At 69.4% G+C, this 17,068-nt stretch carries 10 protein-coding genes; 1 reads left to right on the top strand and 9 read right to left on the bottom strand.

Going from position 1 to position 17,068, the window contains the following annotated elements; all coding sequences use genetic code 11:
• Positions 1-456 precede the first annotated feature (456 nt).
• Genes AB5J50_RS33645 through AB5J50_RS33655 form a run of 3 tightly spaced genes read right to left on the bottom strand, consistent with a single transcriptional unit; the run spans position 457 to position 4,702 of the window.
• Positions 457-2,877, bottom strand: a complete 2,421-nt coding sequence (locus AB5J50_RS33645; protein WP_369262066.1) for a dipeptide ABC transporter ATP-binding protein — start codon at positions 2,875-2,877, stop codon at positions 457-459.
• Positions 2,874-3,719, bottom strand: a complete 846-nt coding sequence (locus AB5J50_RS33650) for an ABC transporter permease (protein WP_369262068.1) — start codon at positions 3,717-3,719, stop codon at positions 2,874-2,876. Before AB5J50_RS33650 ends, AB5J50_RS33645 begins: the two co-directional genes overlap by 4 nt.
• Entirely contained in the window at positions 3,719-4,702 is a 984-nt protein-coding gene (locus tag AB5J50_RS33655) for an ABC transporter permease (RefSeq protein WP_369262070.1), read from the bottom strand. The genes AB5J50_RS33650 and AB5J50_RS33655 overlap by 1 nt, the downstream gene beginning before the upstream one ends.
• 124 nt (positions 4,703-4,826) lie before the next feature.
• Here AB5J50_RS33655 and AB5J50_RS33660 point away from each other — a divergent pair, with 124 nt between their 5' ends.
• Entirely contained in the window at positions 4,827-6,515 is a 1,689-nt protein-coding gene (locus AB5J50_RS33660) for an ABC transporter family substrate-binding protein (protein WP_369262071.1), read from the top strand.
• A 36-nt stretch (positions 6,516-6,551) separates the two neighbouring features.
• On the opposite strand, the gene glgX is transcribed toward AB5J50_RS33660, so the two are convergent.
• The 6 genes from glgX to AB5J50_RS33690 all read right to left on the bottom strand — a co-directional run bounded on the left by glgX (position 6,552) and on the right by AB5J50_RS33690 (position 16,956).
• Positions 6,552-8,684 carry a glycogen debranching protein GlgX gene (glgX, locus tag AB5J50_RS33665; RefSeq protein WP_369262073.1) on the bottom strand — a complete coding sequence of 711 codons (2,133 nt, stop codon included), beginning with the start codon at positions 8,682-8,684 and terminating at the stop codon, positions 6,552-6,554.
• Positions 8,685-8,830: 146 nt separating this feature from the next.
• A complete protein-coding gene (locus AB5J50_RS33670; protein WP_369262075.1) occupies positions 8,831-9,349 on the bottom strand; it encodes an SDR family oxidoreductase in 519 nt (172 codons plus the stop codon).
• A 27-nt stretch (positions 9,350-9,376) separates the two neighbouring features.
• Complete coding sequence (locus AB5J50_RS33675; protein WP_369262077.1) at positions 9,377-10,717, bottom strand: sugar phosphate nucleotidyltransferase; 1,341 nt, start codon at positions 10,715-10,717, stop codon at positions 9,377-9,379.
• A 188-nt stretch (positions 10,718-10,905) separates the two neighbouring features.
• Positions 10,906-14,727 carry a multifunctional oxoglutarate decarboxylase/oxoglutarate dehydrogenase thiamine pyrophosphate-binding subunit/dihydrolipoyllysine-residue succinyltransferase subunit gene (locus AB5J50_RS33680; RefSeq protein ID WP_369262078.1) on the bottom strand — a complete coding sequence of 1,274 codons (3,822 nt, stop codon included), beginning with the start codon at positions 14,725-14,727 and terminating at the stop codon, positions 10,906-10,908.
• Between the two features lie 292 nt (positions 14,728-15,019).
• Entirely contained in the window at positions 15,020-16,120 is a 1,101-nt protein-coding gene (locus tag AB5J50_RS33685; RefSeq protein ID WP_369262079.1) for an ATP-binding protein, read from the bottom strand.
• A gap of 98 nt (positions 16,121-16,218) precedes the next feature.
• Complete coding sequence (locus AB5J50_RS33690; RefSeq protein WP_054236710.1) at positions 16,219-16,956, bottom strand: response regulator transcription factor; 738 nt, start codon at positions 16,954-16,956, stop codon at positions 16,219-16,221.
• Positions 16,957-17,068 lie beyond the last annotated feature (112 nt).

The raw sequence follows: 17,068 nt of genomic DNA on the forward strand, positions 1-17,068 counted from the left end.
ACTGATTGAGTAATGTAAACTTGACTCGTGAAGTCAATTCACCGCGGGACTCGAAAGGTGAAGTAATGAAGGGACGGATCTTTCTGCTCATCGCGGCCTTGGCTTTCGTTGGTGGGGTACTTGCCACCGGCCTTGCCGTAGCTTCATCCGGGCCGACCAGCCAACCTGCTTCCGTGACGCCATCCGCCTCGGAAAATGGTCCTGGTGTTTGCTGCTGAAGACGTGCGAAAAGGCCTGGTCGATATTCTCGCCACGCCGAAGGAACTCGCCTACGCCGACGGGGCGTTGAAGTTCCTCGGTGTCGACCTGGTGATGGCAGGTGACTGTGCCGGTACGGGAGTCGTGCGCAGCCACTCTTGTCGAGGAACTGCGCACCGTACGGGACGAGGTGTTCCACCCCGGTCACGTCCGAGGCATGTCCTGATGCCTCGGACGGACGTCCTGACCGCTCGCTGATCAGGGCTCCAGGTCACGGGACCGGCCGCAGGACCGATTGCTGGACGGATCGGTGAACCGGTCGGTGAACAGGGAGTGCCCCTTCGAAGCCCGCGGGCGTCGGAGGGGCACTTCGTCGTCCTCGTACGGGAAGTGGCACGCCGCCACATGTGGGTTGGACGCGGTCGCGCCGAGCGGCTCGGGCGTCTCCTGCTCGCACAGCTCACGCGCCCGCGGGCCCGACGCCTGGTACACCGGGCAGCGCGTACGGAATCTGCAGCCGGTGGTGCGGCGGCCCGCGCCCGGCGGATCCCCGGGCAGGATGATCCGCTCGCGGGTGCGCTCCGCGCGGGGGTCGGGCAGTGGCACCGCCGACAACAGGGCCTTGGTGTAGGGGTGCCGGGGCCTGCTGAAGACCTCCGTGACGTCCCCCGACTCGACCGTGCGGCCGCCGTACATCACCACCATCCGGTCGGCGATCTGCCGGACCACCGCGAGATCGTGCGAGACGAAGAGGCAGGCCGGGCCGAGCTCCCGCTTGAGGCGGCGCAGCAGGTCGAGGATCCCCGCCTGCACGGAGACGTCGAGCGCGGAGACCGGCTCGTCCAGGAGCAGCAGGTCCGGCTCGACGGCCAGCGCACGGGCGATGGCGATGCGCTGCCGCTGGCCGCCGGAGAACTCGGGCGGATGGCGCCGGGCGGCGGCGGGGTCGAGCCCCACCTGGCGGAGCAACTCCGGTATACGCGCGTCGATGTGCTCCTTGGCGGCCCGCTGGGCCTGGAGCGGTTCGGCGATGATGGCGCCCACCGTCATCCGCGGATCCAGGCTGGCCATGGGGTCCTGCAGGACGAGCTGCACGCGACCGCGCAGCCTCCGGATCTCGGCCCGGCCCAGGGTGGCCGTGTCGCGGCCGAGTACCTCGATCCGGCCCGCCTCGGGCGCCGCGAGCGCGATCACCTGCGCCAGGATCGTGGACTTGCCGGCCCCGGACTCCCCGACCAGCCCGACCGTCTCGCCCCGGCGGATGTCGAGATCCGCCCGCTCGACGGCGTGCGGCGCGTCGTCGTCCGCGGAGCGCCACCCCCGCGGCCGTACGGCCGACCGGCGGGGGAGCGGATAGCTCTTGGCGAGACCTGTGATCCGCAGGACCGGCTCCGCCCCGGCCGCCGTACGCCCGGGTCGCCCGGCCTGCGCGGACGCGGGGAACAACTCGGCCGCGGTGTATTTCGCGAGGGCGTCGGAGTGGAGGCAGGCGGCCACATGGGCTTGGGGGGAGGGGAGTTGGGGCCGGGACCTTCCTGCGGGGCGATTGCTTACGCTCGTCGGCGTCGGTACGGGCGCCGGGGCTGAGGCTGGAGCCTTGCGGGGCGCGGATGGGGGTCCGTCTCCGGAGTCATGCTTGCCGTTGCCGTTGCCGTTGCCGTTGCCGTTGCCGTTGCCGGGGGCCGGCTCCGCGTCACGGTCGCCTCCGTAGGCGGCGGCCAGGGTTTCCGAGCCGCCCTCACCCAGCTCGATCAACCGGGGCTCCCCCCGCTCGCACTCCTCGTCCGCCAGCGGGCAGCGCGGTGCGAAGGAGCAGCCCGGGCCCGTCCTGCCAGGGGCGGGCGGGGTGCCGGGGACCGGCGTGAGTGTGCCGACGCCGTCGAGTCTCGGTACCGAGCCGATCAGGCCCAGGGTGTACGGCATCCGGGGGTGGGCGAAGAGCTCGTCCACCGGGGCCGACTCGACGATGCGGCCGGCGTACATGACCGCGACCCGGTCGGCCGTTCCCGCGATCACGCCCAGGTCGTGGCTGACCAGGAGGAGCGCGGCGCCGGTCGCCTTGCGGGCCGTTTTGAGCGCGTCGAGGACCTGCGCCTGCACGGTGACGTCGAGGGCGCTGGTGGGCTCGTCGGCGACGATGACGTCGGGGCGGTTGGCGATGGCCATGGCGATCATGGCCCGTTGGCGCAGGCCGCCGGAGAGTTCGTGCGGGTACGCGCGCGCGGCGCGGTCCGGCTCGGGCACCCCCACGCTCTCCAGGAGCTCGACGGCGCGCCGGCGTGCCGGCTCCCGTCCCGGGCGCGGCCGTTGGTGGATGCGCAGCGCCTCGCCGATCTGGTCCCCGATCCGCCGGACCGGAGTGAAGGCGGTGAGCGGATCCTGGAAGACCATGGCGATCCGGCGCCCGCGCTGCCGCGCGAGCTCCCGCGCGGGCAGCCCCACCAGCTCGGTGCCGAGCAGCCGGACCGAGCCGCTGACCACCGCGCCGGGCGGCGGCAGCCCGAGCACGGAGAGTGCGGTGACGGACTTGCCCGCTCCCGACTCCCCGACGAGCCCGAGGACCTCGCCCGCGCGCAGGGTGAGGTCCACGCCGCGTACGACGGGGAGGGGCGCGGTCCGTCGGCCGCCCTGGAACGACACGTGCAGGTCCCGTACTTCGAGGATCGCGCTCCCGGTCATACGCGCAGCTCCGCCCGGACGGCCACCGGGTCGAGCGCGTCGCGCAGCGCCTCGCCGACCAGGTTCACGGCGAGGACGAAGCAGAGCAGCAGCCCGGTGGGGAAGAAGAACATCCACGGATAGGTGAGCGCCACATCCGTACTGTCGGCGATGAGCGTGCCCAGGGACACGTCCGGCGGCTGCACCCCGAAGCCGAAGTACGACAGACCGGTCTCGCTGATCACCGCGCCGGCCACCGCGATCGTGGCGTGGGTGATGAGGAACGACGCCATGTGGGGGAGGAGATGGCGTCGGATGATCAGGAAGGGTCCGACTCCCATGTGGCGGGCGGCGGTGACGTACGGACGTTCCTTGAGGGAGAGCGTCATGGCCCGCACCGCCCGCGCGGTGAGCATCCAGCCGAGGGCGGCGAGCAGTCCCACGTACGCCATCCAGCCCGCCCCGCGCAGCGACGGCGCGACGACGACCAGGACCAGGAAGCCGGGGAGCACGAGGAGCAGGTCTACCAGGAACATCAGGAGCCGGTCCGTCCAGCCGCCGAAGTAGCCCGCGCAGGTGCCGACCGCGGCGGCGAGCCCCGTACTGAACAGGGCGACGAAGAGCCCGATGAGCAGTGACTTCTGCAGCCCGCGCACCGTCTGCGCGAAGACGTCCTGGCCGATCCGGTTGGTGCCGAACCAGTGCCGGGCGTCCGGTGCGCCGCGCAGCGCGGTGTAGTCGACGTCGGTGTGGCTCCACGGGGTGAGGTGCGGGCCGACGAAGGCCAGCAGGAAGAGGGCCAGGATCAGCACCGCCCCCGTGAGGGCGCGTGGTGAGCGGGCCAGCCCGCGCAGCCCCTGCATCACCCGCGCCGCACCCTCGGGTCGAGCACGACGAGCAGGAGATCGGCGATCAGGCCGGCGAGCAGCACCGTCACGGCGGCGAACAGGTTGACCGCCACCACCGAGTTGACGTCGCCCTTCTGCGCCGCGTCCATGAACCAGCTGCCCATGCCGGGCCAGCCGAAGATCTGCTCGGCGAAGACCGAGCCGGTGAACAGGGTCAGGAACCCGAACGAGAAGAACGTGGTCATCGGGATGAGCGAGGTCCGCAGTCCGTGCCGCAGCAGCGCGCGCCCCGGGGTGAGCCCCTTGGCCTGGGCCGTCCGCAGATGGTCGGAGCCGAGGACATCGAGGGTCGCGCCGCGCTGGTAGCGGCTGTAGGAGGCGACGGAACCGAGGGCGACGGTGGTCGCCGGGAGCACCAAATGGGAGGCCCTGTCCCGGAGTTGGGACAGCAGACCGCCGGTGTGGCCGGGGGTGCGCTCGCCGGTGTAGCGGATGACCGTGTGCCCCACCGCCTGGTTGAGCTGGAGGGCGCTGTCCTTGCACAGCAGCGCCAGCACGAAGGTGGGCACGGACAGGACGAGGAAGCAGAAGACGGTCAGCGCCCGGTCCGGGAGCCGGCCCCGGCGCACGGCGGCCCAGACCCCCGCGAGGACGCCGAGACCGGTTCCGACGAGTGTGCCGACGAGCAGCAGCCGTGCCGAGACCCCCACCCGCCGGCCGAACTCGGCGTTGACCGACTCGCCGTCGATGGTGCGTCCCAGGTCGCCGTGGAGGACCCGCCAGGACCAGTGCGCGAACCGGTCGACGACGGGCGTGCGGTCGTCGAGTCCCAGCGTGGTGAGTTCTCGGTCGACGGAGGCCGCCGGCGGACGCGGTTGACGGTCCTGGAAATAGGCGCGCGGACTGAGGGCGGTGGAGCTGACGAGGTACGAGAGAAGGGTGGAGACCAACAGCAGGATCGCGCAGTGGATGAGACGCTGGGACAGGCGCCTGACCATGTGACTCCTCATGGCTCAGGAAGGTCGTCGGTTCATCGGCGTGACGCACGCCAATGCTATGGTCTCGGCACGTAAATCGGAGATCAGTTCGGTTAGTTGACGCACTGTCAATCAGGGAGCTGGTGTGGCGCGTTTGCGGCGGTCCTGGGTCGCGTCCGGTCTCGTGATGCTGGCGCTGGTCTCCGGATGTACGTCGTCCGGCGGCGCACACCCGGACGGGGGAACCCCCACGAAGGCCGTCGAGTACGGCTCCCAGGACATCAACTCCCACCCCGTGAACCAGCTGAAGCAGGGCGGCACCCTCACCCTCGCGAACCCGCAGTGGGCCACCCAGTACAACTTCAACCAGACCGACGGCGCCATCGACCAGGTCGAGCAGATCGACGGCCTGGTGGAACCCGTCCTCTTCCGGCTGGACGCGAAGGGTGTCCCGCAGGCCGACCCGGACTACGTCACCTCGGCCGAACTCTCCTCCACCTCCCCGCAGACCGTCACCTACCGCCTGAACCCGAAGGCGCACTGGTCGGACGGAAAGCCGCTCTCCGTAAGGGACTTCGCGGCGCAGTGGCAGGCGCTCGGACGAGGCGACGACCGGTTCGGCATCGCGGACCCGTCCGGATACGACCGGATCAAGGACGTACGCCAGGGCGCGGACGCGCACGAGGTGAAGGTCGTCTTCAGCACCCCGTACGCCGACTGGCAGCGGCTGTTCACCCCGCTCTTCCCGGCCTCGGCCACCGCGACTCCGGACCGGTTCAACAAGGGCTGGATCAACCGGGTCCCCGTCACCGCGGGCCCCTTCAAGATCGAGTCGATCGACCGCACGGCGCAGACCGTCACCGCCGTGCCCGACCCCGGATGGTGGGGCACCCCGCCGCGACTCGACAAGGTGATCTTCCGTACGCTGCTGCCCGACGCCGCCCAGCAGGCGTACCTCAACGGCGAGATCGACGCGGTCAACGCGGCCACGACGGAGGACTACGCGAAGCTGAAGGACGCCAAGGACAGCGAGATCAGGACCGGTTCCGCCTGGGACGATGTCCATGTCTCCCTCAACGGGGTGGGCGGTCCCCTGGCGGACATCGACGTCCGGCACGCGGTCCAACGAGCCGTGAAACGCGAGGCGTTGGCGCAGGTCGCCGCCGAGGGGCTGCCCGTCGGCGTCCCGCTGCTCGGCAACCACATCTTCATGACCAACCAGCCCGGGTACGTCGACCACTCCTCGCCGTGGGGGACGTACGACCTGGACGAGGCACGGCGCCTGCTGGACCGGGCGGGCTGGAAGAGCCAGGGCGACAAGCCGCGGGTCAAGGACGGCAAGGAGCTGCGGCTGCGGTTCGTGCTGAGCAACGCCACCAACCGCCTCGGCCTGGACCTCGCCCAGCTCATCCAGCAGATGCTCGCCCAGGCCGGCGTCGCCGTGGACATCACCAAGGTGCCGGCCAACGACTACGCCTCGAAGTACGTGTTCAAGGGCAACTTCGACATGGTGATCTTCCGCTTCACCGGACTCACCTATCCCGGGTCGACGGTGTCGATCTACCAGCAGCCGAAGGGCGAGCAGGCCTTCCTGAACTACGGCCGGGTTTCGGACGCCAAGCTGGACGGCCTGCTCAAGGAGGCCGCCGGAACCCTCGACCGCACCCGTGCCACCGAGCTCTACAACCAGGCCGACGCCGAGATCTGGCGGCTCGGCCACGACATCGAGCTCTATCAGCGCCCCCAGGTGATGGCGGTGCGCAAGGGCCTCGCCAACTACGGGGTTCCGGGCCTCGGCGACATCGACTTCGCCAAGGTCGGCTGGGAACGGTAGGCCTCCGGCGGCTGACACCTCCCTCGCCCTCCTCGGTCACCGGGAGGCGTCCTTCGTGTCGGCCTTCTCCGGCTTCTCGGGCTTCTCCGGCAGGGCGGCGAGGAGGACCACGCTGCGGCCGTGGGCGTGCAGCGTGTGGCCGTCGACCGGCTTCTCCTTGCCGGCGGGCACGATGTCGTGCGGTCCCCGGTGCGCCGTGTCCAGGACGCGGTGCCACCGGTGGCCACGGATCCGGGGCAGTTCGAAGTCCAGGCCCAGGTGGTACATGTTCAGGATCAGATGCAGATCGGGATCGTCCTCGAACCCGCCGAGCGTGCAGGCCAGGACACGGGCGTTGGTGTCCTCCCAGCCGGGCTGCTCAAGCCGGGTGCCGTGCCAGGTGACGTCGGGCAGCCCCCGGGTGTTGAGGTGCCCGTTGAAGAACCGCGGTTCGCGGAAGGTGCGGTAGCGCCCGCGCAGCTGGATGAGGCGGCGGGTGAAGTCCTTGGTCTCCTGCTCCTTCTCCGCCTGGTCCCAGTCCAGCCAGGACGTCGGGTTGTCCTGGCAGTACGCGTTGTTGTTGCCGCCCTGGCTGTTGCGGAACTCGTCGCCGGCCAGCAGCATCGGCACACCGCGGCTCAGCAGCAGCACGGACATGAGGTTCTTGATCTGCCGCACTCGGAGCCGCTCGACGTCGTGCTCCTCGCTGGGGCCCTCCACTCCGCAGTTCCAGCTGAAGTTCTCGTTCGCGCCGTCGGCCTCGGCCTCCCCGTTGGCGTAGTTGTGCTTGTGTTCGTACGACACCAGGTCGTTGAGGGTGAAGCCGTCGTGGCAGGTGATGAAGTTGATGCTGTTGGTGGGCAGTTCGTTCTGCGGCCCGAAGAGGTCCTCCGAGCCGCCGAGCCGCTTGGCGACCTCCCCGACGAGCCCGGCGTCACCGCGCACGAACCGGCGTACGTCGTCCCGGAACGGGCCGTTCCACTGCGCCCAGCGCTTCCCGGGGAAGCGGCCCACCTGGTACAGCCCGCCGCCGTCCCAGGGCTCCGCGATGATCTTCGTCTCGGCGAGCACCTTGGACAGCTCGATCGCCCACAGGACGGGCGGCACGGCCATCTCGTACCCCTTGTCGCCGCGGGAGAGCTCCGAGGCGAGGTCGAAGCGGAAGCCGTCGACGTGGTGCTCGGTGACCCAGTACTCCAGGCATTCGACGATGAACTTGGCCACGAAGGGATGGTTGGCGTTGACCGCGTTGCCGCAGCCCGTGAAGTCCATGTAGTGACTGCGGTCCTGCGGCCACAGGTGGTAGTACGCCTCATTGGCCTGGCCGCGGAAGCTGATCGTCGGGCCGAACTCGTTGCCCTCGCTGGTGTGGTTGAAGACGACGTCGAGGATGACTTCGATGCCCGCCTGGTGGAAGGCCTTCACCATGTCCCTGAACTCGCTGATGTGCGTGTTCAGATGGGGCGAGGTGCAGTAACCGGTGTGCGGGGCGAAGAAGCCGTACGGGTCGTAGCCCCAGTAGTTGGGCAGCTTGCTGCCGTCCGGCCCGGTGCGCAGGATCTGCGTCTCGTCGAAGTCGAAGACGGGCAGTAACTCGACCGCGGTGATGCCGAGTTCCTTGAGGTACGGGATCTTCTCGACCACCCCGGAGAACGTGCCGGGGCTCGCCACCCGCGCGGTGGGCGACGCGGTCATGCCGCGCACATGCAGCTCGTACAGCACGGTGTCCGCCATCGGGAGCCGCAGCGGCCGGTCGCCCTCCCAGTCGTAGTCGTCGAGGTCGACGACCAGACTGCGCATGGAGTGCGCGACGTTGTCCTCCAGACCGATGGCGTACGTACGCTCCCAGCGGCTGTTGATGTTGGCGCGGGCGTACGGGTCGAGCAGGACCTTGCGGTGGTCGAAGCGGGTGCCCGACTTGCTCGTGTCACGCGGCCCGTCCATGCGGTACGCGTAGACCTGTCCCGCGCCGACGCCCCTGACATGGCAGTGCCAGAAGTGGAAGCTGCGGTGGGTCTCCGCGTGCAGCTGGATGGTCCGGGAGGGCTCGGGGTCGTCGCAGTGGTCGAAGAGCAGCAGGTCGACACGTGTCGCGTGCTCGGAAAAGACGGAGAAGTTGACGCCGTCCGCGTCCACGGTGCTGCCCAGCGGCTGCGGGCGTCCTGCGGTGATGTCCGGCGCCTCGGTCATGGTCTCTCCCCGGTCTCATGACGGGGATGCAGTGTCATCCCCGGTCATTTGCCTCGCTGATGTGCGGATGATCGGTGGCGCCGGTCCCTCTGGTCTCTTCGGTCTCTCTGATCCGTGCGGCCGTCCGGCCGTCTGCTCGCCTGCCCTCAGGCGAGGGCGCGGTCCGGCGCGGGCTGCCGTGTGCCGGGCCCGCCGAACAGCGCCTGGACGCAGGCCTCGGCGACGTCGTGTTCGGTGCGCCGGCCGGGGCGTACGACGCTGTAGGGCAGCCCCGAGGCGCGTACGGCGTCCTCGCCGGCCGGACGGCGTCCGGCCGGCCGTTCCTGGGTGTGCGGCGGGCTGTCCGGCCGGCTGACGAGAACGAACCGCGGGCCGCCGGACACGGCGCCCCTCAGCAGGGTGTCGAGCGTGTTGACCACCCCGGATTCCAGGGCGCTCGGCTCCATCACGTAGACGACCGCCCCACAGCCGTGCAGCGGGGTGCGCAGGGTCTCGGGTTCGCGCACGTCACCGAGGAAGAACTGGGCGAGGGGCGGCAGATGACGTCGGGCGCGCAGGGTGGCGCGGCCGATGACGCGGACGGTCTCGCCCCGCGCCATCAGCTTGCGCGTGACGAGCCGGCCGACTCCGCCGGTGCCGCCGATGACGGCGATCGGACTCTTCACGGAACTCTCCTGACGAGTGACGGGGCTTCATATCCACTGCAAGATGTCGTCCGAGCTGGTGAGTTGTGTTCCGGTGGGCACCTTGGACAGGGCGGGAACGCGCAGCCGCGGATAGACGCTGACCCCGGAGAGCCGGGTCCCCGGCCACAGGTACGCGCCGTCACCGACGGCCGTGTGCTGTTCGAGCCGGACGGGTGTGCGGCGGTCCGACTGCACCTGGGCCATCGGGCCGACGTACGAGTCGCTGATGCGCGCGTACGGGCCGATGACGGCGCCGTCTCCGACGACGGTCCGGTCGAGCCGCGCGCCCTCGGCGACATCGACGCCGTCGCCGATGTCCGTGTACCGGAGGTGGACGTCGGTGCCGATCTCCGCATGGCGGCCGATGCGCACTCCGGGGCCGAGGACGACGCTGCCCTCGGCGATCTTCTGGGCGAGGGTCGTGCCGGTCGCGCTGTCCTTGGTCCGCAGGCTCGTCTCGTGGATCCAGTACCGCGGATCGGCGCTGAGCGGATCGCCCAGCGCGCGGTTCACGTACGGATACAGGCCGTTCAAGGCCTCGCCGAGGGTGCCGAGATAGTCGCCGATGCTGCCCAGGTCGCCCAGGCGCGCGATGGGTCCGACCGCCACCCGCTGATCGTGCCCGGCCAGCCAGGGCAGCAGATCGTGGCCCCAGTCCAGGCGCTGCTGGGCGAGGCGGATCAGCTCGGGGGTGCGGGCGGCGAGCCGCAGCCGCGCGCAGTCGATCAGATACATCCCGGCGTTGGTGGGCAGGGTGTGCGGTCTGTGCGAGGGCCCGGTGTGGGGGAACTCCTCGTGGATACAGGCGAGTTGGGGCTTCTCCAGGAAGCCGGACACCAGTCCGTCCGCCGTGGTCCGCATGACACCGTACTTCCCCGCGATCTCCTCGGGTGTGCGGGAGACGGCGGCCACCGTGACCACCGCGTCGGCCGTTTCATGGGTGGCGCGCAGCTCGTCGAGCGAGAAGTCGAACAGTGAGTCAACCGGCATGACAAGCGCGGACCCCGTGAGGTTCCACTGTTCGAGGTTGTGCAGCGTGGCGGCTCCTGACCCCACGTTGTACTGGTCGAAGCGGGCCCGTGAGTAGTCGATCTCGACGCCGTACCGCTCGCCGTGGCCCAGTACGAGCTTGATCTGGCTGCGGTTCTCCGCCCCCTGGGCGACCACGTAGAAACAGCGAATGCCCTGGTCACGGCAGGTCTCGACGATCCACTCGATGAGGGGTCTGCCGGCGAACGGGATGAGTGCCTTGCTGCGGATGTAGTCGGCGGACTGCAGGGTGATGGGCTTCGCCCGTTCCCCCCGGCCGCCGGCCAGGATGATGCCGACTGTGCTGTCGTCCCCCATCGCTGTCCTGTCTTCTCGACCGACTTCCCGACAGGTCAATTTCAACAGCCGCAGTCATGTTCAGTCAAGTTAACTGTAAATAAGGTGAGTGACCTCCGGATACGCCGAAGGGCCCGGCCCCGAGTCCTGATGACTCGGCGCCGGGCCCTTCGTACGTACAACCCGTCAGACTCTGTACAGACAGCCCGTCAGGCTTCGAACACCTCACGCACCAGCTGCTCCTGCTCCGCCTGGTGCCGCTTCGCGGAACCCACGGCCGGGGACGAGCCGGCCGGGCGGGAGATGCGGCGCAGGCGCTCGCCGTGCGGGATGTCGGCGCCGACCGCCAGGTCCAGGTGGTCGATCAGGTTGAGGGCGATGAAGGGCCACGCGCCCTGGTTCGCCGGCTCCTCCTGGGCCCACAGGTACTTCTCGGCGTTCGGGTACTTGGCGATCTCCGCCTGGAGCTCCGCACCCGCCAGCGGGTACAGGCGCTCGATGCGGATGATGGCTGTGTCCGTGACACCGCGCTTCTTCCGCTCGGCCTCGAGGTCGTAGTACAGCTTGCCGGCGCAGAAGACGACCTTGCGGACCGCCGAGGCGTCGACGATCGTGTCGTCGCCGATGACCGGACGGAACGCGCCCGTCGTGAACTCCTCCGTCTTCGAGGCCGCGGCCTTGAGGCGCAGCATCGACTTCGGGGTGAAGACCACCAGCGGCTTGTGGTGCGGGTTGTGCACCTGCCACCGCAGGAGGTGGAAGTAGTTCGACGGGAGCGTCGGCTGGGCGACCGTCATGTTGTTCTGCGCGCACAGCTGGAGGAAGCGCTCGATGCGGGCCGAGGAGTGGTCCGGGCCCTGGCCCTCGTAGCCGTGCGGGAGGAGCAGGGTGACGCCGGACGTCTGGCCCCACTTCTGCTCGGCGGCCGAGATGTACTCGTCGACGACCGTCTGCGCGCCGTTGACGAAGTCGCCGAACTGCGCCTCCCACATCACGAGGGACTCGGGACGGGCCAGCGAGTAGCCGTACTCGAAGCCCATGACCGCGTACTCGGAGAGCAGCGAGTCGTAGACGTTCAGGCGGGCCTGCTCGTCGGAGAGGTACTGGAGCGGGGTGTAGTCCTCGCCCGTGACCCGGTCGATCAGCACCGCGTGGCGCTGGCCGAAGGTGCCGCGGCGGGAGTCCTGGCCCGACAGACGGACGGGGGTGCCCTCAAGCAGCAGCGAGCCGATGGCGAGAGTCTCGCCCATGCCCCAGTCGATCGTGTCGTCCTCGATCATCGACGCCCGGCGCTGGAGCTGCGGCAGCAGCCGCGGGTGCACGGTGACGTGGTCGGGGATGTTGACCTGGGACTCGGCGATCCGCTTCACGACCTCCTGGGAGACCGCGGTCTGCACGGCCACCGGGAACTCGGGCTGCGCGTCGGGAACGTGCACCTCGGCCGGAGCCGAGACGGCCTCGCGGACCTCGGTGAAGACCTTCTCCAGCTGGCCCTGGAAGTCCTGCAGCGCCTGCTCGGCCTCTTCCAGGGTGATGTCGCCGCGACCGATCAGGGACTCGGTGTAGAGCTTGCGCACCGAGCGCTTCTTGTCGATCAGGTCGTACATCAGCGGCTGCGTGAACGCCGGGTTGTCCGACTCGTTGTGACCGCGACGGCGGTAGCAGATGAGGTCGATCACGACGTCCTTGTTGAACGCCTGACGGAACTCGAAGGCCAGACGGGCGACGCGGACGACGGCCTCGGGGTCGTCGCCGTTCACGTGGAAGATCGGCGCCTCGATCATGCGGGCCACGTCGGTGGCGTACATGGAGGAGCGCGACGACTCCGGGGCGGCGGTGAAGCCGACCTGGTTGTTGATGACGATGTGGACCGTGCCGCCCGTGCGGTAGCCGCGCAGCTGCGACATGTTGAGCGTCTCGGCGACCACACCCTGGCCCGCGAAGGCCGCGTCACCGTGCAGGGCGACCGGCAGGACGGTGAAGTCCGTGCCGCCCTTGTTGATGATGTCCTGCTTGGCGCGGGTGATGCCCTCGATGACCGGGTCGACCGTCTCCAGGTGGGACGGGTTGGCGGCCAGCGAGACCTTGATCTGCTCGCCGTCCAGACCGGTGAAGGTGCCGGTGGCGCCCAGGTGGTACTTCACATCGCCGGAGCCGTGCATCGACTTCGGGTCGAGGTTGCCCTCGAACTCGCGGAAGATCTGCGCGTACGACTTGCCGACGATGTTGGCGAGGACGTTCAGCCGGCCGCGGTGGGCCATGCCGATGACGACCTCGTCGAGGCGCGACTCGGCCGCGCTGTCGATGACGGCGTCCAGCAGCGGGATGACGGACTCGCCGCCCTCCAGGCTGAAGCGCTTCTGGCCGACGTACTTCGTCTGCAGGAAGGTCTCGAAGGCCTCCGCCGCGTTCAGCCGGCGCAGGATGCGCAGCTGCTCCTCGCGCTCCGGCTTGGAGTGTGAGCGCTCGATCCGGTCCTGGATCCACTTGCGCTGCTTCGGGTCCTGGATGTGCATGAACTCGACGCCGGTGGTGCGGCAGTACGAGTCGCGCAGCACGCCGAGGATGTCGCGCAGCTTCATCAGGGACTTGCCCGCGAAACCGCCGACCGCGAACTCGCGCTCCAGGTCCCACAGGGTGAGCCCGTGCTCGGTGATGTCCAGGTCGGGGTGCTTGCGCTGGCGGTACTCCAGCGGGTCGGTGTCGGCCATGACGTGGCCGCGGACCCGGTAGGAGTGGATCAGCTCGAAGACCCGGGCGGCCTTCGTGACGTCGTCGTCGTGGCTGGCGTCGATGTCCTTGAGCCAGCGGACCGGCTCGTACGGAATCCGCAGCGACTCGAAGATCTCGTCGAAGAAGCCGCCCTCGCCGAGCAGCAGGTTCGCGACGATGCGCAGGAACTCGCCGGAGGCGGCGCCCTGGATCACCCGGTGGTCGTAGGTCGACGTGAGCGTCATGACCTTCGAGATGCCGAGCTTGTTCAGGGTGTCCTGGGAGGTGCCCTGGAACTCCGCCGGGTAGTCCATGGAGCCGACGCCCATGATCACCGACTGGCCGGGCATCAGACGCGGGACCGAGTGGACGGTGCCGAGGCCGCCGGGGTTGGTCAGGGAGACCGTGACACCGGTGAAGTCGTCCATCGTCAGCTTGCCGTCACGGGCGCGGCGGACGATGTCCTCGTAGGCCTGCCAGAACTCGAAGAAGTTCAGCGTCTCGGCCTTCTTGATGCCCGCGACGACCAGCTGGCGGTCGCCGTTGGGCTTCACCAGGTCGATGGCGAGGCCGAAGTTGACGTGCTCCGGCTTGACCAGGGTCGGCTTGCCGTCCTTCTCCTGGAAGGAGTAGTTCATCGACGGCATGGCCTTGATGGCCTGCACCATCGCGTAGCCGATGAGGTGGGTGAAGGAGATCTTCCCGCCCCGGGCGCGCTTCAGGTGGTTGTTGATGACGATGCGGTTGTCGAAGAGCAGCTTCACCGGGACCGCGCGGACGGACGTGGCCGTCGGCACCTCGATCGAGGCGTTCATATTCTTCGCGACCGCGGCGGCGGGGCCGCGCAGCGTCACGAACTCGGGACCGGCAAGGGCCGGGGCCTGGGTCGCGGGCGCGGCCTGCGGCTTGGCGGCGGCCGGAGCGGCCTTCGCGGGAGCCGGGGCAGCGGCCGGGGCCGGAGCAGCGGCGGCGGGCTTCGGGGCCACCGGAGCCGGCGCGGCGGCCGGGGGAGCGGCCTGAACCGGAGCCGGGGGAGCCGCGGGCGCCGCAGGGGCGGCCGGCGCGGCCGGGGCCGCCGGGGTGGTCCCTGCGGCCCCCGCGGCCGCAGTACCCGCCGGAGCCGAGGCGGCAGCCGCCCCGGGCTTGTAATCGGCGAAGAAGTCCCACCAGGCGCGGTCTACCGAATTCGGGTCCTGGAGGTACTGCTGATAGATCTCGTCGACGAGCCACTCATTGGCGCCGAACGCAGCCGTGGGATTCTTCCCGGCTTGGTCGGTGTCGGTCGAGATGCTCGAGTTACTGGGGGACTGTGGCGACACGGCGGCAACCGCCCTCTTCCGCTTCACAAGGTGATGGACAGCGGGAATAAAGGCTACGCCTCCCTGGCCGAGAAGGTCAGGCCGGGCCGGTCCAACGTCGTGTAAGTCACATCGGAAACCGTGTTTCGGCTGTGGAAATGGCGGGAAACAAGCGTGGTTCCGCATTGGAATGGGCACGTCGATCCGGGGTCGCGGCACGACTCACGCGGCCCACTGCCTGATGGGAGCCTGATCACACGTGTCCGCCAGTGGCGACACTGATGGATCTTGTGGCTCCGGTTCGAACTTTACGTCAACTTGGCAGAGAAGGAAGCCCCGGAAGGATGACCTGGATCCGGCAACCCCGCTGGGATTCGGCCACACCGATCCGGCCGCCGTGCAGATCGACCGCCCAGCGCGCGATGGCCAGGCCCAGCCCCGTACCGCCGTCGCTGCCGGGACCGTGCGGCGAGGGCACCCCGCCCCGGTTGAACCGCTCGAAGACCCGGTGCCACTCCGACTTCGGAATGCCGGGCCCCTCGTCCAGGACCTCCAGGGCCAGTGACTCCGGGTAGGAGCCCCGCCGTGCCTTCACCGTCACCCGGCCGTGTGGCGGGCTGTGCTTGACCGCGTTGTCGATGAGATTGGCGACGACCTGGTGGATCCGCTCCGGGTCCGCGAGCGCCGTCAGCTCGGGCGGGGACACGTCGAGGTGCAGATGGACGTCGGTGCGGGTGTGGCTGCCGGAGCCCGAGGCGATGCCCGCGCGCGCGGAGGCGACCATGTTGGCCTCCTTGAGCACGCCGGAGAGATAGGGCCAGATCTCGAAACGCCTCGTATGCAGCGGTACGACGCCGTTGTCCAGCCTGGACAGGTCGAGAAGGGTCTCCACGAGCCGCCCGAGCCGCTCCGTCTGCTTCAGGGCCGTACGCATCGTCTCGGGGTCGGCGGCGGAGACACCGTCCACAACGTTCTCCAGGACCGCGCGCAGGCCCGCGATGGGGGTGCGCAGCTCGTGCGAGACATTCGCCACGAGCTCCTTGCGCTGGCGGTCCTGGGCTTCCAGCTCGTCGGCCATCAGGTTGATCGTCTCGGCCAGGTCGCCCAGCTCGTCGCGGCGGCTGTCGCTCACCCGGCGCGTGTAGTCGCCGTGCGAGATGGACCGGGCCACCGCGTTCATCTCGTCCAGCGGGGCGGTGAGCGAATGGGCCACGAACTGCGTTATCAGCAGTGTGGCGATCATCGAGAAGACCGTGATGAAGCGCAGCTCCGTCTCGGTGCGCACCGCGATCATCAGCAGACCGGTGGTGATGAAGACCGAGACGACGACCAGGAACCCGAGCTTCGTCTTGATCGAGAAGGGACGTACGCCGCCCCAGGGGTTGTCGTTCTTGCGTTCCCCGAACCCGCTCATCACATCAGCCCCCTCAGAGCCCTCTGTCTGCTCCCGGGCCGGGTGCACGGCGGGAGAGCAGACACAGGCTCTCACGAAGGCCCCGGCGAAGGCCCGGCTCAGGGAGTCGGGGTCTCCAGCGCATAGCCCACGCCGTGGACCGTGCGGATCCGCTCGGCGCCGATCTTCCGGCGCAGTGCCTTGATGTGGCTGTCCACGGTCCGGGTACCGGAGGCGTCCGCCCAGTCCCACACCTCGGCGAGCAGCTGCTCGCGCGAGAGCACGGCACGCGGGGTGTTCGCGAGGCAGACCAGCAGGTCGAACTCGGTGGGGGTGAGGTGCACGTCCTCGCTCCGCACCCGCACCCGGCGCTGCGCGTGGTCGATCTCCAGCTCGCCGAGCCGCAGGATCCCGCTGCGCGGCGTCGAGGCGGCCACGACGGCACGCTCCACCCGGCGCAGCAGGACGTGCACGCGCGCGGCCAGCTCACGCATCGAGAACGGCTTGGTCATGTAGTCGTCGGCGCCGACGCCGAGCCCGACCAGCATGTCGGTCTCGTCGTCGCGCGCGGTGAGCATCAGCACCGGCACCGGGCGCTGGGCCTGCACGCGGCGGCAGACCTCCAGGCCGTCGAAGCCGGGCAGCATGATGTCGAGGATCAGCAGATCGGGCTGCCAGGCCTCGGCGGTGTCGACGGCGGCCGGACCGTCGCCCGCGGTTTGCACCAGGAATCCCTCGGCGCGCAGGCGGGCCGCGATGGCGTCGACGATTGTCGGGTCGTCCTCGACCACCAGTACCCGCCGCTGAGCGCCCGGCGTCGCCGCCGTGCCGTTGTGGGAGGTGTGTGTCTGCTCCATCGCCCGCCCCTGAGGTGTGCTTTCCGGAATCCGTGGGGTGATCCCATGACTGCGCTTGACGCTTGAATGATCTGCGTCAGGCAAGCAGGGTACGGGCAGTCACCGTGCCTCG

Source organism: Streptomyces sp. R35 (assembly GCF_041053035.1).
Lineage (GTDB): Bacteria > Actinomycetota > Actinomycetes > Streptomycetales > Streptomycetaceae > Streptomyces > Streptomyces lutosisoli.